The sequence below is a fragment of the Rhizobium sp. RM genome (assembly GCF_013390595.1).
Classification (GTDB): Bacteria; Pseudomonadota; Alphaproteobacteria; order Rhizobiales; family Rhizobiaceae; genus Agrobacterium.
This window is the reverse complement of record NZ_JACAWV010000022.1, coordinates 1,058,142-1,082,677: the sequence shown is the minus strand read 5'-3', so window position 1 is coordinate 1,082,677 and position 24,536 is coordinate 1,058,142. Positions and strand designations below refer to the sequence as shown.

Here is a 24,536-nt window from a genome sequence, read left to right as displayed (position 1 = left end):
AGCCTCGGGCTTATTCCGCTCCGGCAAAGGCTTCGCTGCGACGACGCAGCCGCAGAAGCGCGATCCAGACGGCTGCCGCGATGGCAATCTCCACCAGGAAGTAACTGCCGATCGTTCCGGAAATACTGAAGTACCAGGTGGACAAGGCGACGACGACAGAGCCGAGCAGGTTGCCGCTGTTCCAGATCTTGGCACGGATGTCCTGACGTCCGGACGCGCCGAGCGCCTCGAGCGCGGTGGCAGCAACGGCCATGGGCAGCACGGCCCAGCACAGAACGCGGGTGATGATCGGCAGCGATACATATTCGTCGCCGAACAATAGGGGCAGGAACGGTGCGATAATGAAGATCGCGGTAGCACTGCCGACGGCAATGAACAGTGCTGCTTTCAGAACGTTATAGGCACGCTCGATGGTCTTGGTAATGCCTTGCAGTGCCGCGGACGCCGAGCCTGGATAGATCAACCGGTTCAGGGCTTCCACAGACAGGTAAGAACTGTCCAGAATACGGCGAGCAATCGAATAGCTGCCAAGAACTTCGGCGCTGGCGATTGCGCCCAGCACGAGAATATCGGCATTGCCGCGTACCGCCTTGAACAGGAACTGCGTGGAAAACAGGATGCCGATTCGGATTTCTTCGCGAACGAGGCGGTAGATCGGCTTGCCGAGCCTGCCGATTGCTTTGACCGAAATCACCGCTGCGATCAAATGTGCCGCGAGGTTCCACAAGGCCCATGCTTCGACCGTTTCGACCTTGAAAACAAGGCAGGCGAATATGGCTGCAAGGGTTCGTGCGACAGCAAACATCACTTCAAGCTTGTTGGCCGAACCGAAGTCGGAGTGAGCGATGAAACTCTGCGTCGAAAGCGAAATGACCTTCAGAAGAACGAGATTGGTGAAGAGGATCAGGAAGGTCGTGATCAGGGTATCGAGCAGGTTTTCCGAAGTCGGGAAGAAGACCGGAATCGTGACCATGCCAATAACGGTCAGTATCACGCCTGTCAGAGCACTCAGCATATAGCTGTGGCCGAGCATGACAGGGAACATGCTGCGGTCCTGGGCGACGCGTCGGATCAGGGATTCCTGCGCGCCGATACCGCAGATCTGGACGCCGAGGTTGGTCACGGCGGTGATGGATGCATAAAGCGCGAATTGTTCAACGCCAAGATGACGGGCAAGCAGGGCGAACGTCAGGAGTTGGGCGGCGCTGGACATCAAAAGCGCGCCACCGGACGCCATATAGGACAATCCCAGTCTTATCAGGTGGCCGAGCCGCGGCGTGTTGAACGACACCTAAGTCTCCCTGTGTTCAGACGTTGCCTGGTTACGTCATGTAACATGGCTGTCCCGCTAAAATGACTTGCACATCTAAATGGTTTGAGCGGTAATTTCCCCTGTCTTAGCCGTTCTGCGGTAAGAGAGGGTTAAAGCAATTGCACAATAATGATGATAACGACCGTTTATAGCTGTTCGAACACGACAGATTCCCAAAAAGAACGTCTCTGTTCATCGCAAGGCAGGGCAATGATCCGTTTAGCTGCGCCGGAGGCAGGCGAAAATGCCGCGTTTCGCTGATACGCAGCCGGTTCGCTTGAGCGATGGCGCTATTCCGCTTGGCGGCAGCCGGCGTGATGCGGCTTTTTTTGTCGTCACGCTGCTCTATGTCTGGATTTCCGTCGCACCGTTTGAAAATCTCGCAGCGCCGCCTGTTCCGCATGCGGCGGCCAATCAACTTCTGGGGCTGGCTATCGCAGCGCTGCTCGGCGTGTTTGCCTTGCGCCACAGATTGACGGGCCTGCTGCTGCGACCCCGATTGCCGATCTTGCTGCTGTTTGGCTGGCTGGCGATCTGCTCCGTTGTTGGCGCGCAGCCCGGCACTTCGTTGCAGCGGCTTACTTTCACGGGTCTGTTGTGCTTTATCACCAGTGTCCTCGTGGTGATGCCGCAGGATCGCAAGCAGTTCGATCGGATGATGGCCATTTTTGCGATCATCCTTCTGGTGGTATGTTATCTCGGCGTGATTTTTTTGAGTTCACGGGCGATCCACCAACCATACGATCTTGATGAAAAAGCCCTCGCGGGTGATTGGCGCGGCGTCTTCAATCACAAGAATGCTGCCGCGCCGGCGATGATTATCCTTTTCATGATCGGGCTTTATTTGCGCAGCGCCTGGTCGACAATGGGGGGTATCGCCATCGCGCTGCTGGCGGGTTTCTTCCTCTGGAAAACCAATGGCAAGACTGCGGCGATGTTGTTGCCCGTCTCCATTGCGCTCGTCTGGATTATGGAACGACATGCCAACCGTACGCTGCTGATGATCGGCGGCCTGCTGGCCTTTCTCAACATTCTCGCAGTTGGCTCAACCTATTTTCCCAGCATCCAGAATCTGGTGGAGAGCGTTGGTATCGATTCCACCTTCACAGGCAGAACGGACATATGGCGTCTGTCTTTTGACACGTTTGCGCAATCGCCGATTTTCGGTCAGGGCTTCCAGGCATTCTGGGCAAGCGAGAGGCTTCTTTCGCAGGGCGATATTGCCGGGACCTGGGCTGTTTCCGCCTATCACGCACACAACGGTTACATCGAAAGCCTGCTGAATGGCGGAATTCCGGCTTTCATCCTCACTATCATATGGCTGGTCATCATACCGGCGAACAACTTCAGACGCGCCGTCGACCGTGGCACTTATCCCGCACTGACAACACTTTTTGCGCGAATCTGGGTCTACGCCCTTCTTTCTTCGTGCCTTGAGAGTAATTTCTTTACCGGAACAGGGCCTATCTGGTCTTCTCTTCTGATTGCCGTGTATTGTTTGAGACATCAGGCTCACAATGTACTTGAAGAAGGACAGTAACTCAGACACGCCGGGGGGCTGTGGATGACGCAGAAAATAGGGACGCTGGCCGACCGGATTAACAACCGGCTCGTGCGATATTTTCCGGGGCCGGCCGTACAGGTCGAGGCAGCCTCACCGATTGTTTCTTTCACTTTTGACGACGTGCCGGAGAGTTCCTGGACAAACGGAGCGCGCATTCTCGAGGAGGAGGGAGCTCGTGGAACGTTTTACATCTCCGGAAATTTCGTCGACGGGTATGATAATGAGCGCAAAATGGTCCCTGCTCAGGGCTGCGCTGACCTCGTTGCCAAGGGGCACGAACTCGCCTGCCATACCTATTCCCATCGAAAACTTTCAAGCTTTTCCCGCTCGGAGCTCGCGGCAGATCTGGAGCGAAACGATAAGGCACTGGCTGCGTTCGACGGAATGAGTGGGCCTCGAAACTTCTCCGTTCCTTTCGGTATGGCGTCGCCGTTAATGCAGCCTTTACTGCGCAAAAGGTTCAAAACTGCGCGCAGCATCATGCCAGGCATCAATAAGGGCAGGACCGACCTGCACAATCTTGCGGCTGTTGAGTTGAGGCCCGATCAGACCTATCTCGATGCTGCCGATCGCTGGCTTGCCGAGGTGCTGCAAACTGGCGGATGGCTGATCTTTTTCACCCATGACGTTTCATCGACTCCAAGCTTTTACGGATGCCCGGAGACAAAGCTTCGCGACCTTGTTCGGTCGGCAGTGTCGGGAGGGGCAAAGGTCATGACTGTTGAAGCGGCTGCAAGCACACTTGGTCTGTGATCTCTTGTCCGTCTTAGGCGCGCGGGGAAATTCGCGGCGCGACGAGCGTTTTTTCAGCGCTGATAGACTTGCTGCTGGCCGAATGTCGCTTTCCTCGTCCGTACATCGACAAGAAGGCGGTTACGATGAAAACCGGCAGTAGCAGAGGCCAGAAGAAACACAGGATGATGCCGCTGATGCGGTAGACATCCCACTCCTTATCTCGACGTGCGCCCTCGATATAGGTCATGGCAAGTGAGGTAACGGTGCCGATGCCATATACAAGAATAGAAATGGCCGTAGTCAACATTGACGTCCCCAATATGCATTTGATTCGAATAAATTTATAATATCTTTTTAGTGTAGACCTGTTGTCGTGAGTTGCAATCGAATTTCCTACAGGTCATTTTTTAGAAGGCGTATTGCTGGAAAGTATGTTGTTTTTTTGCAATGCCGTTGTTGGATTCGACCTGCTCGTTATTTCCAATATTTAAATATTTCAATAGCTTGTGATTTTTGTTTGACTGTTTTGAGCCGCAAGGTTCAGTTGCTTTTCTTTGCTTCCTTGGCATCCGTACGTGTCGTGGACCGGGATTTATTTGGCATCCTGTCGCGATGCTTCAGCATTGCGTAAATCGCGACAGGGTTCGTAAGCAAATAGCGTTTTCCAAGGCGTCTGGGTTCCAGCATGGCTCGATAGAGCCATTCCAGTCCCATATCCTGCATCCATTGTGGCGCTCTGGAGTTCTTGCCGGCAATGAAGTCGAACAGTCCACCGCAGGTTTTTATGACTGCGATGCCGGCCAGTTTGTTGAGATTGCGTGCGACGAAACGCTGTTCAAGCGGTATGCCAAAGCCGATCCAAAGAATATCGGGCTGCGACGCAACGATGTTTTTGACGACAGCGTCTTCCTCATGTTCCTTGAAATAACCGTTTTGCCGACCAGCAAAGACGAGACGCGGATAAAGCTTCTGCATTTCCGCGACTGCGGTGCGGTTTACGTCCTCCGAACCACCGAGAAAATAAAACCGTGCGCCGGTCTCTTCCGCGCGCTTGGCGACGGTGTGGACGAGGTCGGTGGTTGCGATGCGCTCCCTCAGTGCCCTGGCACTGAAATGTCGCGAAAAAATCACCAGCGACATGCCGTCGGCGTGGATCTGGTCTGCCTGGCGCAAGATGCTGTCGAACTGGGCGTCCTGGTGGCAGAGCGCAATGACCTGGCCGTTGGCGGATGTCGAATAGAAGGGTTTCTCGTCAGGCGCACGCGGCGTGGACGCCCGGCGAATGAAGTCCTCGGCGGTTTCTTCCATGGTTGCGTCGACGATCGGTAGCGTCGCAAGCGGGACCGTAGGCCAAATTATGTTCGGCCTTTCCACATCCATGATGTTTTCCCCTGTCGAATTTTTTCCGGCGTCCAAGGTGGCCATCGTTTCTTTGTTAGGTCATTTGCATGCTACGGCACAAGCTTTCAAACACTACGAATAACTATCATTAATATTTTTATAAACGCCTGTGAGAAAGGTCATATTTCGCCTTGCTAAAATGGTAAGCTCGCGGGAAAGCCGTGCAAATTCCCGCATTCTGTGGTTTAGGGCGGTTTGGTTTTATAAAAAAATGTTCTGACAGATCGAAACGGAGACGCCTTGTGAGCACGGAAACCATATCCATCGACAACCGAGGAGACTTTGGCCTCTGGGCTATCGAACGCGCCAAGCTGATCGTCGCCAGCGAAGCGTCTGACCTCGCAGTCGCGGTGCGCGATATGGACGAAGCCGGTATCCGCGACGCAGGAAACGCTCTCGGTGCGGCGATCGCAGCCGCCTTGCTGGAAGTCTATGACGGGCTTGTTCCAGAGGAAGAATAAGCGAGCCTAGAAGTCCGTAATAAGTCGGCTCCAGCTTTCGGAGGCGAGGCCGCCGACATAGATATCGCCACGAAGCGCGCTATCCTTGAGTGCCTCATCGCGCGTCGTCACGCAGAAATAACCTCGATGTCGGAAGGTCATCTGGTTGTGGCGATAGAGAGCGTTCATCAGGAATGACTGGGACATGCCCGTCACATGGGCATAATTTTCATCATCGAGATGACGGAAAAGCTGGCTTAGCACATCGTTTTCGCGGCTTGCCGCTGTGACGATGTTCAGCACATAAGCCGTTCTTCCCGGATGCCCGAAGTACAGAACCGCGCCAATCGCCTTGCCATCGCGATCTTCGACAGTGCGGCAGTTCAGTTTTCCCATGCTTTCATTGGTCTTCGCCATCTCGACCAGCCAATGGAATTCCTCGCTCGACCATTCGGGGCGAACGGAAAATCGCTCGATCATCGGCAGCGCATGCAGACGGAATGTTTCGAAATCGGCGGGTCTGACGGTCAGGCCTTCGATGCCTTTCGGTCGTATCCCGCGCTTCCATCCGCGCAAGACACGGTCGGCAAATCCAAGTGCGGCAAGAACGGGTCTGGAACCGGCCAATCTGACCCGGCGACCCAGTCGCAATGCCATGCTCGACAATGGTTTCAATGCTTTGTGCCATTGCAGGCTTTCAACCGGCAAAATGATGCCGCCGATTGCGAGGCAGTGATCGGCACTCACCGGCGAGGATGTATCAGTGAAGCACAGGTCCTGCTGTGACGGTCGCATGCTTCGGGAAAGGCGCGCCGCACCTGCAGCGCCTTTTTCAGCGTCCGAAGCGAAGGCACACAGCAAACGCCCGACGATGCGTTCACGATGGACGACAAAACGCATCGGTAGGGCAAGAACGACGCTGGTTATCTGTTGGTCGCCGATGTCGTAGACGATACTGCCGTGAGCGGGGTCGTAGATCGGGCTGCCGAAAAAGACGTTCCGGATATAAGAACGAAAATCGAAAGTTGCATTGCGCTGCGTTTTTCCGAAGGCCGAATTGATCAGCTTTTCAACCGCGTCAACATCGTCCTTGTGCATGGGGCGCACGCCGGACGTGCGATGTCCGGCACCAGCTTCGCAGCTTCTGCCTACATCGCTCTTGCTGGTCTGTGTCTGAACGTTCACCGTCAGATTCCCGCACTTGTCGATATCTTAGGCATTACTAAAACAGGAAATATATTTCGGAATGTTAATATCACACATAAAAACGGAGATTTAGGCCGTTGGCAATGAAATTCCGATAGTCGCCGAGCACCCAAGTGCTGTTGATCGGTGGTAATCCTGTGTCGGATGCTCACCTGTTGGTTCAATTCCGCTAGCAACTTCAAGCTGAAGCGGCAGGTCCCTAATGATCGCAGCCGATTTAACCATGTTCATCAAAGCTGGCATCTCAGAGGCTCAACATACCGGATCGAACCAAAATAAGACTGCACGATTTCCGTGTATCATATTATAATCCTTGTTAGGGATGTCGGGGCCGTTGCGGAAAGGTATGAGCAACGTCGGTCCGGACGACGGGTGCGCTGAAACGGGAGAGAGAAAAACCTCTTATGGCCGAAGCGAAAGAAGAACATGGTAACGGCTACTGGCGGGACGCGCTCTTCTACCTGACGTTCTTCTACTTCACGGTCGGCTATTCCCCCTACATTTCCCTGTCGTCGACCTATACGGGTTCTGCCATGGCCGCAGGCTCAAGCCTGCTGAACCAGTTTACCGCGATCGTCTTGCTTTTCAGCTTCATTCTCTTCATGGCGAAGGAGCGATCGTTCTCACTGATTTTTGCGCCGCGTTTGTGGATGGTGGCGATTTTCGGCTGGTATGCCTTCACATCGCTTGTTGGCGAGGCTCCTATGTTCTCGTTGCGGCGGCTGGTGATGTGCGCGATCATCTTTGTTCTCGCCGCCGGTTTCCTGCAGTTGCCCCGGACGGAGCGGCACTTTTCCACATTGCTTGCGGTTTGTACGCTCGCCATTTTGTTTCTCTGTTATTTCGGCGTCATCGTTCTGCCATCACGATCCATCCATCAGGCATCGGACGCGTTGGAACCGCTGCTTGCCGGAGACTGGCGCGGCGTGTTCCGCCACAAGAATGAAGCCGCGTCGGTCATGTCGATCCTGATTATCGTCGGCGTTTATCTCTGCAAGAAATGGTCATTCGTCGGCGGGCTAGCGGTGTTTCTGCTGTCGTTGGTCTTTTTGGTGAAATCCGGTGGCAAGACGGCGCTCGGGTTGATGCCGATCATCTTTTCCGTCGGCTGGTTCATTCTCCGCTGGCCGAAGTGGCGGTACACGGTCGTTGCAGCGCTGCTCGCAGTCTTCGCGACCGTGACTGTAGGGACGACGGTCGATCCTGTATTTTCTGCCATGCTGGCCAAGCTTGGCATGGACCCGACGTTTACGGGCCGCACCGATATATGGACCGTGTCGATCGAATATATCCGTCAAAGCCCGCTGCTGGGCTATGGCTACCAGGCGTTCTGGCGAAGCGACGCGCTGATGAGCAGCTTTACGGAGAACAATACCTGGGCGACATCCGCGCCGGATTCGCACAATGGCTATTTCGACCTGTTGCTGGCGGCAGGTGTGCCCGGTCTGGTGCTGGTGTTGATCTGGATTTTCCTGCTGCCGCTTTATTATCTCGGCAAGATGAGTGAAGCGGTGCGCAAGAGCCCGCTCACACGCTTTTATGTCAGCATATGGCTCTACACGTTGCTCTACGGTTTCCTTGAAACCCTGTTCATGTTGAGTACCGGCTTCGTCTGGTTTTTCATCATCGTTGCAATCGTTGGCCTGCATCTCCAGGCTCATGCCAGTCTTGTTGAGGATGAAGAGGTTGCTGTACCCGTTCCAGGCAAGGTCAAGGGAATTGGAGCAAAGCCCGCGGCCGTGGCGCGAGCGCGCGTGGCGGCATTGCCGGATTGATGCCGCTGCCTGTCTCACTTCAGCGTCACAACGACCTTTCCCTTTGCCCGGCCCGTTTCAATGTAGGAGAAAGCCTCATTCAGCTTTTCGAACGGGAACGTGCGATCGATCACCGGATTGATCGTGCCGTTTGCAATCAACCTGCTGATCTCTTCCAGCTGAGTGCCATCTGCGTGCATGAACAGGAAGGCGTATTCGATGCCGGCACGTCTGGCTTTGGCGCGAATGCCGGTGCTGATCAGTCTCATCAACAGGCGAAGCGGTAGGCTCAGCCCTTTGGTTTTGGCAAAGGCCGGATCAGGTGGGCCCGAAATAGAGATGAGCTTGCCGCCTGATCTCAGCACCTTCAGCGATTTCTCAAGTGTCTTTGCGTCAAGGCTGTTGAGTACGACATCATAACCCGACAGCAAGCTAGAGAAATCTTGTGTGCGATAGTCGATGACGACGTCGGCGCCGAGCTTGCGAAGAAATTCTGCATTGGCCGCGCTGGCTGTGGTGGCGACAGTTGCGCCGAAATATTTGGCGAGCTGAATGGCAATGGTTCCAACCCCACCCGATCCCGCATGGATCAGCACTTTCTGGCCAGCCCTGATCCTTGCTATCTCCACCAGCACCTGCCACGCAGTCAGCGCAACGAGCGGGAGTGACGCAGCCTCCACCATGGACAGGCTTTCGGGTTTCAGCGTCAGATCCTTTGCCTTTACCGAGATACGCTCGGCGAAGGCACCGATCTGGCCGTCGCGCGGTCGGCCGTAAACGGCATCGCCCGGCTTGAAGCCGCGCACATTCGATCCGACGCTGATGACAGTGCCGGCGACATCGTGACCGAGAACGAGGGGTGTCTTGTAGGGCAGCATCGGCTTGAATGCCCCGCTGCGGATTTTGGAATCCAAAAGGTTGAGGCCGGCGGCCTCAACCTCGATCAGAACGTCATCCAAACCCGGCGAGGGTTCTGGCATTTCACCGAGACGAAGTGTTTGGCTCTTGCTGTAACGATCGAGGATGAAGGCCTTCATGACGGTCACACACCAGCCAGGTAGCGATCGGCGGGCCGGGATTGCGCATAACCGGGGATCATTGCCTGCCTTGCGTTTTCGAAAGTGCTCCATTGGGCTGCATCGTGCAGAGGTGGGATCGTTACGGGTTCGCGCCGGTCGAAACCAACCAGGGCCGCATCCACCAGATCGCTCACTTCCATCACGTTTTGCATCGTGTTGACGTCGACGCCTGCATGGTCCCAGATTTCTGTGCGGGTCGCGGCGGGAAGAACGGCTTGCACATAGACGCCTTGCGGGCCGAGTTGATGGGCGAGTGCCTGTGAAAGATGCAGGACAAACGCCTTTGTCGCGCCGTAGACCGGCATGCCGAATTCAGGCGCCAGGCCGACAACGGAACCGATGTTGACGATTGCACCTTCACCGGACTTGGCAAGGCGCGGCGCGATTGCGTGTGCGAGACGTACCAGTGCCGTTGTGTTCAGGGCCACCAGGCGGTCGATATCGTCAGTCGTCTGCTCTACGAAACTGCCGGCGAGGCTTGATCCGGCATTATTGACGAGAATGCCAATGTTGGCGTCGTTGCGGAGCCGATCCTCCACCACAGCTCTCTGCACGGGATTGGCGAGATCCGCTTCGATAATGTCGACCGTGCCGCCGGTTTCGGCTTTCAGGCGATCGGCGAGGTCCGTCATCCGTGCTTTGTTGCGGGCGACAAGCACCAGATTGTGCCCGCGCCTGGCGAAACGTTCCGCGAAGGCAGCACCAATACCGGTCGACGCGCCGGTGACGAGAACGGTGGGAACATGCGTCATGGGATTGCTCTCTTTCCTGATGAGGCTTATATTCATGATGGTCGTCATGAATGAAATTAAATATGATGACCATCATGAAACTGTCAATGGGGCGATTGGAGAATCTTGCGATGAAGGTCAGTCGAGAGCAGATGGTGGAAAACCGGCGTCAGATACTGGATGTCGCCAGCCGCCTGTTTCGCGAAAAGGGATTTGATGCGGTGAGTGTGTCCGAAGTCATGAAGGCGGCGGGCTTTACCCATGGCGGCTTTTACGGCCATTTCAGCTCAAAAGACGATCTCGTCGCGCAGACCATCACTCACGCTCTGGAAGGGCAGAGGAGTGGCGGCGCTGGCCTTCGAAAATTTGTCGATACCTATCTTGCGCCAGCGCACCGTGACAATGCAGCCGAGGGATGCCCGACCGCAGGGCTTGTCGCTGATGTTCGTCATCAAACGCCTGCCGCGCAAAAAGCCATGACGGAAGGCCTGCGTGCGCAGATAGAACGGATCAGCAAGGCAATGCCGCAGATGGAGGTCGCAGACGCACGCCGTGCCGCCATTGGAAGCTGGGCGGCAATGGTCGGTGCAGTCATTCTTGCGCGTGCGGTCGATGACCCCGATCTGTCAGACGAGATTCTGGGGCAGACACGCGGGTGGATCGACGCGTCGATGGCAGAGCCTGAACGCTAACGGGACTATCCGCTCGTCGCTTACAGGATATCTCAGACCGGCGAGTGCAGGAACGCTGGCATGGTCGCACCTTCTGACCGCTTGGCAAGGTAGAGACGGGCAGTATCGAGCGCCTCACGGATGGTGACGTCCATGTCGAGATAACGATAGGTTCCGAGACGCCCGACGAAGGTCACCGATTTTTCGTCTTCGGCGCGCGCGACGTATTCGGCAAGCTGTTCCTTATCTTCGACCAGGCGAATGGGATAATAAGGAATGTCATCAGGGCCGCATTCGCGCGAAAACTCTCTGTAGCACACGGAGCCGGCATGATCTTCCCAAGGAGAAAAGTGTTTGTGCTCGGTAATGCGGGTGAAGGGGACGGAAACGTCGCCGTAGTTCATGACCGCGCAGCCCTGATAATCGCCTTCATAGGTAAAGCGTTCGAAGTCTAGCGTCCGGTAGGCAAGACGGCCGTATTCGAAGTCGAAGTAGCCATCGAGCGGACCCGAATAGAAGACGTGTTTGGAGGCTGAAGTCTCGGAGCGATCAAACTGGGTGCCAAGTCTGACTGTGATGTTCGGATGGTCGAGGATACGCTCGATCATATCCGTGTAGCCGGTTTCCGGCATGCCCTGATATTTGTGGAAGAAGTAGTTGTCGTCATAGTTGAAACGCACGGGCAGGCGTTTCAGGATCGAGGCGGGCAGGTCCGTCGGCGAGCAACCCCATTGCTTTTCCGTATAGCCCTTGAAAAAGGCCTCGTAGAGATCGCGACCGACGAAGCGCAGTGCCTGCTCTTCGAATGTCTGTGGATCGGTAATCGACTTGTCGGCTTTTTCCTCAATAAAGCTACGCGCTTCATCGGGCCGGAAATTCTTGCCAAAGAACTGGTTGATTGTGTGCAGATTGACCGGCAGGGAATAGACGTTCTCATTGCTCGTGGTCTTGACGCGGTTCTTGTAAGGCATGAACGTCTGGAAGCTGTTCACGTAGTCCCAGACTTCCTTGTCGTCGGTGTGAAAGATGTGCGGGCCGTAAACATGAACCATGACGCCGGTCTCGCTGTCACGCTCTGTGTGACAATTTCCAGCAATGTGGTCGCGGACGTCGATGATTTTCACCTGATGGCCTGCCGATGCGAGCTCTCGTCCAATGACGGCGCCTGAAAGCCCGGCGCCCACAATGACAATTCTTTCGTCCGCGCTCATGGTGAATTCGTCCTGTTCATAGACCGCCTGTTTCGCGGCAGTTTTGCATTGCAGAGATGTCGTTGAGCGTGTGTCCCGGCCGATCGAGGATTATCCACGATCAACCGTCATTGGCGCAATCCGGGTCCGTTCGATCTCTGGTTCAGGCGTCCGGCTTTTGCCAGAGGCGGCTGTCGTAGGGGATCGGCGCGTAGTCGTGCCATTGGCTCAACTTTTTCAGATAGCGTTTGCGGTAGCTCTGCTCGTCCTCAAACTCGATGTTCTCGAGGACGGCTTCCGCACCGACTTCATAATAGAGATCGAGATTGCTGAGATCTGGCACGGGTGTTTCACCGCGTTCACATTCGCCCTGCATTTGCCAGAACAGCTCCTCCAGACGGCGCGCGAGAGCCGGGATATCGCGCAGGACACAGGTCTCTCGTTGCCGTGCAATCGATTCCCGAACGTCCAGCAGGCTCTTGCGGTCGCGTTCGAAGCCGATGGCGCGGGCGACGTAGTCCTCAGGCGAAGAGCAGAGCATTTCGGGCACACCGGCCGCGGTGACGATGCTGCCGCAGAAGCGTGCTGCAAATGTCTTGCCGGGCATCGTCAGAACGGGCAGGCCCGATGTTATCGCATCCGCCGCCGTCGAATGTGCGCCGTAAGGGAAGGTATCTAGAAACAGGTCCGCGACGCCGATACGGGCTATATGCATCGGGTTCGGCACCTTCGGTGCAAATACCAGCCGGTCAGACGCAACGCCGCATTTTTCTGCGATATCTCTGAGGCGCTGATTGACGTCCTCATCGCCTGTCAACAACCACAACAGGCTGCCGGGCGTCTGCGACAGGATCGCCATCCAGCGTGCAAAGCAGTTTTCGGTGATCTTTTGCATGCCGTTGAAGCTTGCATAGACGAATGCATCGTCGGGCAGGCCGACCTCGGCTCGGGTTGGCCGGGCGGCGATCGGCCGCTTGCGGTCGAGTGGCTGGTCACACGCGATGCGCAGGACCTTCTCGGAATAATAGATGTCGTTCTCCGGCGGGATCATGTAGCCATCGGAAATCAGGTACTGATGGAACGGGCTTCCTGTCGATCCGGGATAACCGCAGAAGCTCACGATGACAGGTGCAGGACGATAGGCGAAGATCTTCGTGCGGGCGTCTTTGGTGTAGCCGTTGACGTCGATCAGGATATCGATTTCATCGGAAATGATCTGTGATGCGGCTGCGGCATCATCCATGCCATGAATATCCCGCCAGCAATGGACGGAAGCCTTGATACGCTCCTGTGTGCTATCGGCGTTGCGCACGTTGCCGCAGTAGTAAGCGAAAACCTCGATGCTGTTTTTGTCATGAAGCTCCAAGACCTCGACAAGCGCAAACCCAACAGCATGATCGCGAAGATCCGAAGACAGGTAACCGACACGCAGACGCTGGCCGGTCCCAGACTTCAGTTTCGGTGATCTGCGCGGAAACTTGCTGATATCTGGCCGGGCACCGATCACCGTTTTGCTGTAGCGATAGGCCTTGGCCAGCTGGAACATCGGATCGTCGGCATAACAGCTTAGCGTCAGCGATGACATCGCGTCGACCATCTTGCGGGCAGGGACATGGTTCGATGGGGCAAGGACCGGCCACTTGCACTGGCGCTGGCGCAACGATGCCCAGTGCTGGCCTGATTCCGGCAATTCCGGCCGCAGTTCGAACGCCTGCAGCAATGCGGCCTCAGCCTCACCATACTTCCCGGCACCTTCGAGGACCCGACCGATGTTCTGCAGGGTCATGTGCCGATGCCCAATCGCTTCGGCATCAAGGTGCTTCGTGGTCTCGGCATATTGCCACCACTGCTCGACTGCCTGACCGATCATGCCTGCGTCTTCAAGCACACGGCCAAGGTTGATATGGCCCGGTGCGAATTGCGGGTTGGCCTTCAGGCAGGCACGAAACGCCTGTACGGCGCCAGCACGGTCGCCAAGCTGGCTGAGTGCAACGGCGTAGTTGAAATAGGCAAGGTGGACTGCAGGATTGTTGTCGTTGAATGCGACCCACGTTTTGTAAAGTTCTACCGCGGCGGCCTTCTGGCCGGCACTGCTGAGAGCCTCCGTTACGCTCAGCAAATCCATGAGACTGAGCCGCTGGTTGCGCGCGAGATCAACTGCGCTGGGAGCGGCGGCGTCGTTCGAAGTAGAAGCGTGGTTGGCGGTCATGACATCCTGCGGAAGACGACGAAGCGTCAAAAGTAAAAACGGCCTTTTCGTGGGCTATTTTTAGCTATCGCAGGTAACTTGCCTGTGGCTGGATGTATTGCAGGCGCGTTTGCTTGTCGATCAATGCAAACGCATGGTCAGTGCGTGCCGGGACAAGGGAGATTTCCTCTCCCGCCAAAACGGTGATGGCACTGGCATTCCATGCATAGATCTGTGCGCGTGCAGAGTTATCGACCGGAATGCTTCATTCGGTAGCTTGCCAGAGCAATCGACGGGTTAATGCGATAAACCCTGTCGAAATCCTCGTCCGTGAAGTACTGGTACGATTTCGCGACATATTCCCGGTAGAGGCCTTGCAGATCCTGTCGAAGCTGCTTGTGTGCCCATTCCAGCAGACCAGCCTTGAAGACGATGAAAATCGGATAATATTTTGCCTTGAAGAGCGGGTTGTCTTCGAAAAGCCTTTCAGCATCCTTTAGCGCAGAGAACATTTCCAGACGACGCTCGTCGAACGTGTTCGTGTGCTGTTCGCGTCCGGGCACCAGACGATGGATCGAGAGGCTGCGGTTGACCGCCAAAAACCGTCCAGCCATCATGTAGGCTGCCCAATGCGGCAAGATATCTTCGTTGATCCGGGCCGTCGAAAAACGCCAGTCCGTGCGGCGGATGAATGAGGTCCGCAGTATCTTGTTCCAGGGGTAATTGATCGTCACCAGGAACTGGGCAGCCGAATCGAGATCGATAATTGCGCTCTCGCGCCCTGCAAGAACGCTATCCCAGATGTTCTTGTCGATGGGGGGCATCTCGCCGGGACCGCCGTCGGCCGTTCTCAGCACACTGTATCTGAATGCCGCAACATCGATATTCGTCTCGTCCATCAAGGGCAGAACTGTATCGACTGCTCCCTCGATCAGGAGGTCGTCGGCATCGTGAAACAGGCAATATTCGCTGTCTACGCTCGCCAGTGCCCGGTTGCGGGCAACGCCTGGTCCGGTGTTCGTCTCGCTGCGCATCAGCCGGATATTGGCGTGTCTGGCCGCATATTGCTCGACGATGTCGCAAGTCTGATCTGTGGAGGCATCGTCGACAACGACGATATCCATGTCGGTTTCATTGCGCAGGACGCTCTCGAGTGTCTCGCCGATGAGGTTGGCCATGTTATAGGCCGGAATGATGATGGATATCTTCGCCATGACAGATGCTGAATGTCCTTCCGAAGCATTCCGTAATCAGAATGCTCCTACGCTGCGACGCGGCTATGAGCCGCGTCGCAGGTTGTCTTGTTGCGTTAATCTTACGCTGTCTTGTAGGCGTTGATGATTGCCTCAACCTGTGCAGTGTTCATTGCCTGCAACTGCTGGGAAGAGAGAGCATCGAGGTGCGTGCTGTCGAGACCGCCGAGGGCGTCGCTGGCAAGACCAGAGATTGCCTTGACGCTGATCGACGTAATCTCGTCTGTCGAGAAGAGCGAGAGTTCGTCGCTGCTCAAGGTTCCGACCTGTGCAGCGCTGAGACCTGCGATCTGATCCGACGTCAGAGCCTGGATCTGTTCCGTCGACAGAGCTTCGAACTGTGCCGAAGACAGAGCCGCTACCTGCGTTTTGCTCAGCGTGGCAACGTTCTCGGTGCTCAGCTTTGTAACGTCCAGGCCTGCAAGTGCTCTGGTGCTGATTGCCTTGATCTCATCGGTGGAGAAGGTGCTGAGCTGCTCGGAAGAGAGCGAACCCAACTGTCCCGAAGAGAGACCCGCGATCTGAGTCTTCGTCAGTGCTGCGGCATTGTCGGTGCTGAGGCTTGCCAGAGTATCGGTCGCAAGACCGGCAATGGCATTGGCGCTGATGGCAGCAATCTCGTCTGTCGAGAACAGAGCGATTTCATCGCTGCTGAGCGTGCCAACCTGCGCGGAGCTGAGACCGGCAACCTGATCCGAGGTCAAGGCCTGGAGCTGTTCGGTCGAAAGAGCGGCGAACTGGGTCGAAGAGAGGGCAGCAACCTGAGTTTTGCTTAGCGTTGCAACATTCTCGGTGCTCAGCTTGGTGACATCAAGACCAGCAAGAGCCTTGGTGCCGATCGCCTTGATCTCGTCTGTCGAGAAGGTGTTCAGCTGCTCGGAAGAGAGCGAACCAAGCTGTGCGGAAGACAGGCCAGCGATCTGCGCCTTGGTCAGTGCCGCAGCGCTTTCCGTGCCGAGGCTTGCCAGCGTATCCGTTGCGAGGCCCGTCAGTGCATTGACGCTGATGGCAGCAATCTCATCGGTCGAGAACAGAGCGATTTCATCGCTGCTGAGCGTGCCGACCTGTGCGGCGCTGAGACCGGCAACCTGATCCGAGGTCAGGGCCTGGAGCTGTTCGGTCGAAAGAGCAGCGAACTGGGTCGAGGAGAGGGCCGCGACCTGGGCTTTGCTCAGCGTTGCAACATTTTCGGTGCTCAGCTTGGTGACATCAAGACCCGCGAGAGCCTTCGTGCTGATTGCCTTGATCTCGTCGGTCGAGAAGGTGGCAAGGCTTTCGGAAGACAGAGACGCGAGCTGCGAAGAAGACAGACCAGCGATCTGCGCCTTTGTCAGTGCCGTTGCGTTATCGGTGCCGAGGCTTGCCAGCGTATCGGTGGCAAGACCGGCAATGGCCTTGGCGCTGATGGCGGCAATCTCGTCAGTCGAGAACAGTGCGATCTCGTCGCTGCTGAGCGTGCCAACCTGTGCGGCGCTGAGACCGGCAACCTGATCGGAGTTCAGAACCTGAAGCTGTTCGGTGGAGAGAGCAGCGAACTGCGTCGAAGAGAGAGCTGCAACCTGCGTTCTGGTCAGAGCGGCGACACCCTCGGTGCTGAGCTTGCTCACGTCGAGGCCGGCCAGAGCCTTGGTGCTGATCGCCTTGATCTCATCGGTCGAGAAAGTGGCAAGACCTTCAGAGGACAAGGAGCCGAGCTGCGTCGAAGACAGACCAGCGATCTGCGTCTTGGTCAAAGCCGTTGCATTATCGGTGCTGAGGCTTGCCAGTGTGTCGGTCGCAAGACCAGCAATCGCCTTTGCGCTGATGGCGGCAACTTCATCGGTCGAGAACAGGGCAATCTCGTCGCTGCTGAGTGTTCCGACCTGTGCGGCGCTGAGACCAGAAATCTGATCGGATGTCAGAGCCTGGATCTGCTCGGTGGAGAGAGCTGCGAACTGCGTTGAGGAGAGTGCTGCAACCTGGGTCTTGCTCAGCGTGGCAACGTTTTCGGTGCTGAGCTTGGTAACGTCGAGGCCAGCAAGTGCCTTGGTGCTGATTGCCTTGATCTCATCGGTCGAGAAGGTGTTCAGCTGCTCGGAAGAGAGCGAACCCAACTGCGACGAGGAGAGGCCAGCGATCTGGGTCTTCGTCAGTGCTGCTGCGTTGTCGGTGCTGAGGCTTGCCAGCGTATCGGTGGCAAGACCAGCAATCGCCTTGGCGCTGATGGCAGCAATTTCGTCGGTCGAGAACAGTGCGAGCTCGTCGCTGCTCAAGGTTCCGACCTGTGCTGCGCTGAGACCCGAGACTTGGTCCGATGTCAGGGCCTGGATCTGTTCGGTCGAGAGGGCTGCAAACTGGGTCGAGGAGAGCGCCGCGACCTGAGTTTTGCTCAGCGTTGCGACATTCTCGGTGCTGAGCTTGGCAACGTCGAGGCCAGCAATCGCCTTGGTGCTGATTGCCTGAATTTCGTCGGTTGAGAAGGTGCTCAGTTGTTCAGACGAGAGCGAGCCGAGCTGAGCCGAAGACAGGCCGGCGATCTGCGTCTTGGTCAGTGCGGCAGCGTTGTCGGTGCTGAGGCTTGCCAGTGCGTCGGTGGCGAGGCCAGCCAGTGCCTTGGCGCTGATGGCGGCGATTTCATCGGTCGCGAACAGGGCGATCTCGTCGCTGCTGAGCGTGCCAACCTGTGCGGCGCTGAGGCCAGCAACCTGATCGGAGTTCAGAACCTGGATCTGTTCGGTCGAGAGGGCTGCAAACTGCGTCGAAGACAGTGCCGCGACCTGCGTTCTTGTCAGAGAAGCAACACCCTCGGTGCTGAGCTTGGTAACGTCGAGGCCAGCAAGCGCCTTGGTGCTGATCGTCTTGATTTCATCGGTGGAGAAGGCGGCAAGGCTTTCGGAAGACAGCGAAGCGAGCTGAGACGAGGACAGACCGGCGATCTGCGTCTTCGTCAGTGCGGCCGCGTTGTCAGTGCTGAGGCTTGCCAGCGTGTCCGTAGCAAGACCAGCAATCGCCTTTGCGCTGATGGCGGCCACTTCATCGGTCGAAAACAGGGCCAGTTCATCGCTGCTCAAGGTCCCGACCTGTGCGGCGCTGAGACCACCGACCTGATCAGAGGTCAGGGCCTGGATCTGCTCGGTGGAGAGAGCGGCAAACTGGGTCGAGGAGAGTGCTGCAACCTGCGTTTTCGTCAGGGTGGCGATGATTTCGGTGCTGAGCTTGGTAACGTCGAGGCCGGCAAGCGCCTTGGTGCTGATTGCCTGGATTTCGTCGGAAGAGAAGGTGTTCAGTTGCTCAGAGGAGAGCGAGCCGAGCTGAGAAGACGACAGACCAGCGATCTGGGTCTTGGTCAGTGCGGCAGCGTTGTCGGTGCTAAGGCTTGCCAGCGCGTCTGTGGCGAGGCCAGCCAGTGCTTTGGCGCTGATGGCGGCGATTTCATCGGTCGAGAACAGAGCGATTTCGTCGCTGCTGAGCGTGCCGACCTGTCCGGAGCTGAGACCTGCGATCTGATCCGACGTCAGCGCTTCAATCTGTGAGGTCGACAGAGCGGCGATCTGGCTCGTGTAGAGCGCTGTGACCTGGGAAGCCGACAGGCCGTTGATCTGCGTGGAGCCCAACAGTTCGATCTGGGCGACGGTCAGTCCCTTGACGGCGCTGACCGAAATTGCGTTGACGTCTTCGGAGCTGAAAAGCGCGAGGTTATCGGTGCTCAGCGAGGCGATCTGCGAGGACGTCAGCGCCTTGATCTTGGCGCTATCCAGGGCATTCACGTCCTCCGAGGTCAAACCAGCGATTGTTGACGTCGAAAGCTTGGAAATCTGCGCAGCAGACAATGAGGAGATAATCGAAGTCATGAACGTGTCCTTGATACCGAATAGCGACTGGTCACGCCTATCTGCCGCCAGACACCGCCATTCAGGACAGCGGTCCGACATCTGCAAATAAGCGAAATTAGGGAGAACATGGCTCGTGTGCGAACCTGCGCTGGAAAGGCATCATGCAATTCGAGCCAGAAAAAGGGCCCGGATTTTCCGCGCTAGTTTGTGCGTATGCCGCTTAAAAAATTTTGCGACTTGCACGCCTTATCAGGTCAACATTTAAAGCCGAGTTAATATTTGGAAGGGCGATCTTAATTCTTGGGTGCCATGTATTGCATGGTTTTATGAAGTATAACGCATTGGCGCTAATCAATATTTTTGATTTTTTTCACTGGCGGAAACTGGGGTGTTTTTCGCCCAAAAATCCTTTGTTCTGAACTTTCCAGAGAACTTTTTGTCGATATCTTGGACGCGCCCGATTTAAGGATTGAAAGCCGCCTTGCCGGAAACGCCGAGCATGCGTGTCAACACGGTTATGCCCGGCGCCTGTCGCGATATCTGAATAGAGGGCTGGGGAGCTTCGGATCTTCGATTAGCTCAGTCTGATTTTTCTGACACTATCGAGGAGTGTCCTGGGAATTGGAAGACACGGGTTTTAAGTTACTGCTTTTCCCAATTTTTTTAGCCGTACGGACCTGCGCTGGAAGACCTCATTTCATCAGTTTTGCAAGCTCAGCTTCGACCTCGCCAATAGCGTCATCAACATTATAGTCGATGACAAGAGGTCCCTCAGGTCATAGTTCTTGCAGTCCGATGGCGTAGGTCCTTCTACTTCAGGGTAAACTACGGCGTTAGATCAGGACCCTGAGAATGGTCACGGTCCGATCGATGTCCTAAGGTCTCACACACTCGAATCAGTGCGCGTATGGGGATCTTTAGAATGGCAGTTTCGGATACGATAGCTCGCGGCATCGAACAGCGCATTATTGCGTTCGATGACGAGAATAGAAACGTCATCTACAGCGCGCAAAACAAGAAATACCGCCTGAGCGATCCCGAGGAGATCGTGCGCGCGGAAGCCTACGTGTCTCTCATCCTCGACTATGGCTATTCGGCAGGTCAGATTGCCCTTGAATATCCGGTGCCTCACCGCGTGCCGAACATCCATACAGACATGGTTGTGTTCAAAGATGCGTCTAAGAAATGGCCTTACATAGTCATCGAATGCAAGCGTCAGGAAGCAAGCCAAGGCGAATTAGACCAGGCCGTTGAGCAAGGTTTTGGTTACGCTAACTCCCTGAGCGCCGATTTTCTTTGGATGACCTCCGGCATCCGAAACGACTATTTCAAAGTGTCTGGCTTCGGCGGTGCCGAGCGCGTTGAAAACCGGATCGCTGATCTTCCCAAGGTCGACCAGAAGGAAGCCTCGCGCGCGAAGTACACCAAAGGTGGCAAGGGCGGTTTTGAGCTAGAGGTTGTCGAGGAAAATGAACTTACCCGCAAATTCAAACAGGCGCATGACGCTCTCTGGGCAGGTGGCAAGCGGAACCCGTCAGAAGCCTTCGATGAACTCGACAAGCTGATTTTTTGCAAAATCTGGGACGAACGGACAAACAGAAAGCCAGGCGAACCGTATGACTTTCAGGTCTTCTCCGATGACAAGGGCGACGATCTCAAAAAGCGCGTTCAGGCGCTCTATCACAAAGGCCGGGAGAGAGACTCTGAGGTCTTCAAGGAGGACATCCGGCTTTCGAACTCCGAACTTCAGACCGTCGTCGGCTATCTTGCCGGAACAAATCTCGGAAAGACGGATCTTGACAGCAAGGGCCGTGCTTTCGAAACCTTCATGACTGGCTTCTTCCGGGGAGAGTTTGGCCAGTATTTTACGCCGCGCAACATCGTTAAGTTCATCGTGGATGCACTGCCCATCACGCATGACTCCGTCGTTATTGATACGTCATGCGGCAGCGGCGGTTTCTTGCTGCACGCCCTCGACAAGGTTCGCCGCGAAGCTGACCGCATGGCCGAGGAAGGCTATTTCGAACCCGTGTCGGTTCAACATCATAAACATTGGCACGACTTCGCGGAGAACAACCTTTACGGAATCGAAATCTCTGAAGGCATCGCCCGCACGGCCAAGATGAACATGATCATCCATGACGACGGGCACACCAACATCATCGCTTTTGATGGGCTGGAACCGATCGACATCATGCGAGAGCGGACCAAGAACCAGGGTTTCAAACCCAACCGCTTTGACTTCATCATTACCAACCCGCCGTTCGGTGCGACGGTCAAACTGAACGAGAAGCGTTATCTGGAAGAATATGAGCTCGGGTGCAAGGATGTCGACTGGATCGACGCAAAGCTAAAAAACATCATCGTCAAACAAAAGAAAGTCGGCGATAAGGATCTGATCCGACGCACTTTTCTGGAGAAGCCACGGGATCAGCAGACGACTGAAGTTCTGTTCATCGAGCAATGCCACCGCTTCCTAAAGCCAGGCGGTTACCTCGCGATGGTGATCCCGGACAGCATCTTGACCAATTCCAGCATGCAATATGTCCGTGACTGGATTGAGGAGCATTGGCGTATTGTCAGCGTGGTTTCGTTGCCTCAGTTCGCTTTTGCCGCCAACGGCGCGGGCGTGAAGAGCTCTGTCCTTTTCTTGAAGAAGTTCGATGACGCAACGACGATCGCCATTCAGCGCATCAAGGAAAAGGCACAGGATGCGATCCATGCGCGGAAAGACGGCGGCAAGGCACTCGAAAATCTGATCAAGGAAAAAGCGGCAAAGCTCAAGAAGGGTGACGCCATATCCCAACAGATCGATCAGCAGCTCATCGACAAGTTGGACGCCCTTGCAGCTCAAGGCACCTTAACGCAAGAGGCAAAGCGCCGCCTGAAGAATGAAGCGGAACAGGCCAAAAAGTCGCATGAAGAAACGGAAGATTTCAAGCAATGGAAGGCTGCGATTTCCGAAGAATACAATGAGCGTATCGCGACTCTACGCGAAACGCTGAATGACGAGTTCTTGGCGAAGGTGAAAGCCGAGATTGCCGACTACGATATCTTCATGGCGATTGCCGACGACATCGGTTACGACGCCACTGGCCGACCGACCGCTGCGAATGAACTGGAGACCGTTGCCGCCGAGTTGAGCCGCTTTATACGACACATAGAGGGAGGCTCTCCGCGCCCTTTTGCCTGAGCCCCAGCTTGAATGAAGAGCATTTCTTCATGGTGAGCTGGGGTCGGTTGACTGAAAAGCATATGCCCAGGCTATACACCCCCAGTGTTCAAGCCTTTTTCGAGAAACTTTGGAAAGCACGAGGAGCTCGCTACCTTCGAGACTACATTGCGAACGGTGCCTACGGCGTTCTCCCGCCCGGCGATAGCTATGCGTCCGATCTACCTATCAAGTTCGTTAGATCCGCAGAACTAACGCCAAACTTGGGAATTGATCTCGAAGCCTGCCCGCAGGTCGCTACGGAGTATTTTATTCCCAAGGCCCGCGCGCATAAAGACGACATTCTCCTTGCTGTAAAAGGTGCCACGATTGCCTCTAAGAAATCGGTTGCACATGTGCGAGAAGATATTGGAGACGCAATCGTCAACGGCTCAATCTTCAGAATGCGAGCCAGGGAGGGTGTGAACCCACGCTTATTGGCAATCGCACTGTCGTCCGAATTTGCAAAGCGCCAGATGAAGCTGGGGCTTGTTGCAAACAACGGCGTAGATTATCTCGACAAAACGCTTATCCATAAGATCGTTGTCCCTCTCCCTGAGCTGAACAAGCAAAACGAACTCGTCCACCAATACGACACCTCTGCAGCGAACGCTGAGTTACAGTATCGACAAGCCGACGCGCTCTTAGCTTCGACCGACGATTGCCTACTGGCTGAGCTTGGCATCGCCCTGCCGCCGGAACCGGACAACACCATCGGAAAGCGCATGTTCCGCACTAAGGCCAGCGACCTCGGCGGCTGGCGGTTTGACGCCAGAGTGCACCAGTACGACTTCAACATGCACTCCTCGACCTACCCAAACGCCAAGCTCGGCACGATTTGCGCGATCAACCCTAAAACTGTATTTCGCGGGCTAAGCAACACAGATGAGGTCAGCTTTGTCCCGATGGACGCTATATCCGACCGGCTAGGCACCATAGAAAAGCGCGAAAAGCGGGTCCTCGCGGAGAACGTCGCGTACACCTCTTTCCGCGAGGGTGACCTGCTTTGGGCGAAGATCACCCCATGCATGGAAAACGGAAAGTCGGCCGTGGCCGAAAGCCTACAGATCTACGTGACCGCTTCGGTTCCGAGTACCTTCAGTGTCGCCACCTCAAAGATCGTCTAAACTTCGACTATCTGACCAACTTGCGAGGAGTGTTCGGGCAGAATAAGGACCAAAAGCCTTGTGTTCGGTCAGTAATCATACAAAGCTTGCAGGATCTGGCGGCTCAGGTCGGTGTTGAAAATGTCCCGGACACCGATGGCATACTTAAAGCGATAAAGGCAGTTGACCAAACATATGCAGACGAGCGGCTGCGAACCTCAACAGCGCAGGGCTTATTCGCCGCCTTCCTCTATTTCCAGGTCTCCAGGGATCGAAGCCGGGGCACATACGAGCAGTTCACCAATTGGGTGATGCGAACGCACCAATACGAACTGCGTTCAATTAACGCGGCTGATCTCATCAAGATTTTTAGCAAGATCGCACAATCTCGAAGACGCCAAGTATTCATATCTATGCAGTTCAGCGAAGATACAAAACCAAATTTCGAGGCAATCAAAAGTGCAATTGACGATCTAAACGTTAAGCATGATCTAGATATCGCAATTAGGCCACTTCGAATTGATCAATTCGATACCGGCTTTTCCTACATTATCAATGATGAAATCCTGCGGTTGATCGAAGATTCTGGCTATCTCATCGCCGATTTAACGAAGGGCAACCCGAACGTCTATCATGAGATAGGCTACCTCATGGGATTGAACCAAGGCCACGGCTTACCTCACCAGAACTTTTTGCTGGTACACAACAGCTCAATCGGTGACGCACAAAAAGATATCCGGTTCAACCTCGCAGGGATTAAGCAGCTTCGCTCAAGTGATACCAACGGCTTACGGGAAGCCGTCAAGCGTCAGATATCGATCTTCTTCGGGCTAGATGAAAAGGCAGTCGAACCATGAGCGAAGCGAGCAATAGGAGTTCCGCG

At 55.5% G+C, this 24,536-nt stretch carries 18 protein-coding genes; 8 read left to right on the top strand and 10 right to left on the bottom strand.

The window, feature by feature from the left end:
* Positions 1-10: 10 nt before the first annotated feature.
* The gene (gene uppX, locus HWX89_RS21760) at positions 11-1,237 is read right to left on the bottom strand and encodes a Wzx-type polysaccharide biosynthesis protein UppX (protein ID WP_246705253.1); all 1,227 of its coding nucleotides are present in this window, start codon (positions 1,235-1,237) and stop codon (positions 11-13) included.
* Positions 1,238-1,556: 319 nt separating this feature from the next.
* Here uppX and uppY point away from each other — a divergent pair, with 319 nt between their 5' ends.
* Together uppY and HWX89_RS21750 are read left to right on the top strand one after the other, a co-directional pair.
* A complete protein-coding gene (uppY, locus tag HWX89_RS21755) occupies positions 1,557-2,852 on the top strand; it encodes a Wzy-type polysaccharide biosynthesis protein UppY (RefSeq protein WP_138791212.1) in 1,296 nt (431 codons plus the stop codon).
* A gap of 24 nt (positions 2,853-2,876) precedes the next feature.
* A complete protein-coding gene (locus HWX89_RS21750; protein ID WP_138791211.1) occupies positions 2,877-3,629 on the top strand; it encodes a polysaccharide deacetylase family protein in 753 nt (250 codons plus the stop codon).
* Positions 3,630-3,642: 13 nt separating this feature from the next.
* On the opposite strand, the gene HWX89_RS21745 is transcribed toward HWX89_RS21750, so the two are convergent.
* Both HWX89_RS21745 and HWX89_RS21740 read right to left on the bottom strand, forming a co-directional pair.
* Positions 3,643-3,918, bottom strand: coding sequence for a hypothetical protein (locus HWX89_RS21745; RefSeq protein ID WP_138791210.1), 276 nt, complete (start codon positions 3,916-3,918; stop codon positions 3,643-3,645).
* Positions 3,919-4,151: 233 nt separating this feature from the next.
* Positions 4,152-4,991, bottom strand: coding sequence for a WecB/TagA/CpsF family glycosyltransferase (locus tag HWX89_RS21740; RefSeq protein WP_246705227.1), 840 nt, complete (start codon positions 4,989-4,991; stop codon positions 4,152-4,154).
* Between the two features lie 263 nt (positions 4,992-5,254).
* Between HWX89_RS21740 and HWX89_RS21735 the strand changes: the two genes are divergently transcribed.
* The gene (locus HWX89_RS21735; RefSeq protein ID WP_138791208.1) at positions 5,255-5,473 is read left to right on the top strand and encodes a hypothetical protein; all 219 of its coding nucleotides are present in this window, start codon (positions 5,255-5,257) and stop codon (positions 5,471-5,473) included.
* 6 nt (positions 5,474-5,479) lie between these two features.
* On the opposite strand, the gene HWX89_RS21730 is transcribed toward HWX89_RS21735, so the two are convergent.
* Complete coding sequence (locus tag HWX89_RS21730; protein ID WP_353505712.1) at positions 5,480-6,637, bottom strand: GNAT family N-acetyltransferase; 1,158 nt, start codon at positions 6,635-6,637, stop codon at positions 5,480-5,482.
* A gap of 425 nt (positions 6,638-7,062) precedes the next feature.
* Here HWX89_RS21730 and HWX89_RS21725 point away from each other — a divergent pair, with 425 nt between their 5' ends.
* Complete coding sequence (locus HWX89_RS21725) at positions 7,063-8,433, top strand: O-antigen ligase family protein (protein ID WP_178340862.1); 1,371 nt, start codon at positions 7,063-7,065, stop codon at positions 8,431-8,433.
* Between the two features lie 14 nt (positions 8,434-8,447).
* Here HWX89_RS21725 and HWX89_RS21720 read toward each other — a convergent pair whose 3' ends face one another.
* Complete coding sequence (locus HWX89_RS21720; RefSeq protein ID WP_138791206.1) at positions 8,448-9,449, bottom strand: NADP-dependent oxidoreductase; 1,002 nt, start codon at positions 9,447-9,449, stop codon at positions 8,448-8,450.
* Positions 9,450-9,454: 5 nt separating this feature from the next.
* Complete coding sequence (locus tag HWX89_RS21715) at positions 9,455-10,243, bottom strand: SDR family NAD(P)-dependent oxidoreductase (RefSeq protein WP_138791205.1); 789 nt, start codon at positions 10,241-10,243, stop codon at positions 9,455-9,457.
* 110 nt (positions 10,244-10,353) lie between these two features.
* Here HWX89_RS21715 and HWX89_RS21710 point away from each other — a divergent pair, with 110 nt between their 5' ends.
* Positions 10,354-10,914: a TetR/AcrR family transcriptional regulator gene (locus HWX89_RS21710; protein ID WP_138791204.1), complete on the top strand. Its 561-nt coding sequence runs from the start codon at positions 10,354-10,356 to the stop codon at positions 10,912-10,914.
* Between the two features lie 32 nt (positions 10,915-10,946).
* Here HWX89_RS21710 and glf read toward each other — a convergent pair whose 3' ends face one another.
* The 4 genes from glf to HWX89_RS21690 form a co-directional block, all read right to left on the bottom strand.
* On the bottom strand, positions 10,947-12,104 hold the full coding sequence (gene glf, locus HWX89_RS21705) for a UDP-galactopyranose mutase (protein WP_138791203.1): 1,158 nt from the start codon (positions 12,102-12,104) through the stop codon (positions 10,947-10,949).
* A gap of 142 nt (positions 12,105-12,246) precedes the next feature.
* Positions 12,247-14,292: an O-linked N-acetylglucosamine transferase, SPINDLY family protein gene (locus HWX89_RS21700; protein ID WP_138791202.1), complete on the bottom strand. Its 2,046-nt coding sequence runs from the start codon at positions 14,290-14,292 to the stop codon at positions 12,247-12,249.
* 227 nt (positions 14,293-14,519) lie between these two features.
* Positions 14,520-15,485, bottom strand: a complete 966-nt coding sequence (locus HWX89_RS21695) for a glycosyltransferase family 2 protein (RefSeq protein WP_138791201.1) — start codon at positions 15,483-15,485, stop codon at positions 14,520-14,522.
* A 101-nt stretch (positions 15,486-15,586) separates the two neighbouring features.
* Positions 15,587-19,354, bottom strand: coding sequence for an ice nucleation-like protein (locus tag HWX89_RS21690; RefSeq protein ID WP_246705226.1), 3,768 nt, complete (start codon positions 19,352-19,354; stop codon positions 15,587-15,589).
* A gap of 904 nt (positions 19,355-20,258) precedes the next feature.
* On the opposite strand from HWX89_RS21690, the gene HWX89_RS21685 reads away from it, so the two are divergent.
* The 3 genes from HWX89_RS21685 to HWX89_RS21675 all read left to right on the top strand — a co-directional run bounded on the left by HWX89_RS21685 (position 20,259) and on the right by HWX89_RS21675 (position 24,510).
* Entirely contained in the window at positions 20,259-22,529 is a 2,271-nt protein-coding gene (locus HWX89_RS21685; RefSeq protein ID WP_138791200.1) for a type I restriction-modification system subunit M, read from the top strand.
* Between the two features lie 8 nt (positions 22,530-22,537).
* Complete coding sequence (locus HWX89_RS21680) at positions 22,538-23,674, top strand: restriction endonuclease subunit S domain-containing protein (RefSeq protein WP_138791199.1); 1,137 nt, start codon at positions 22,538-22,540, stop codon at positions 23,672-23,674.
* Positions 23,675-23,760: 86 nt separating this feature from the next.
* Positions 23,761-24,510, top strand: coding sequence for a hypothetical protein (locus HWX89_RS21675; RefSeq protein WP_138791198.1), 750 nt, complete (start codon positions 23,761-23,763; stop codon positions 24,508-24,510).
* The last annotated feature ends 26 nt before the right edge of the window (positions 24,511-24,536 follow it).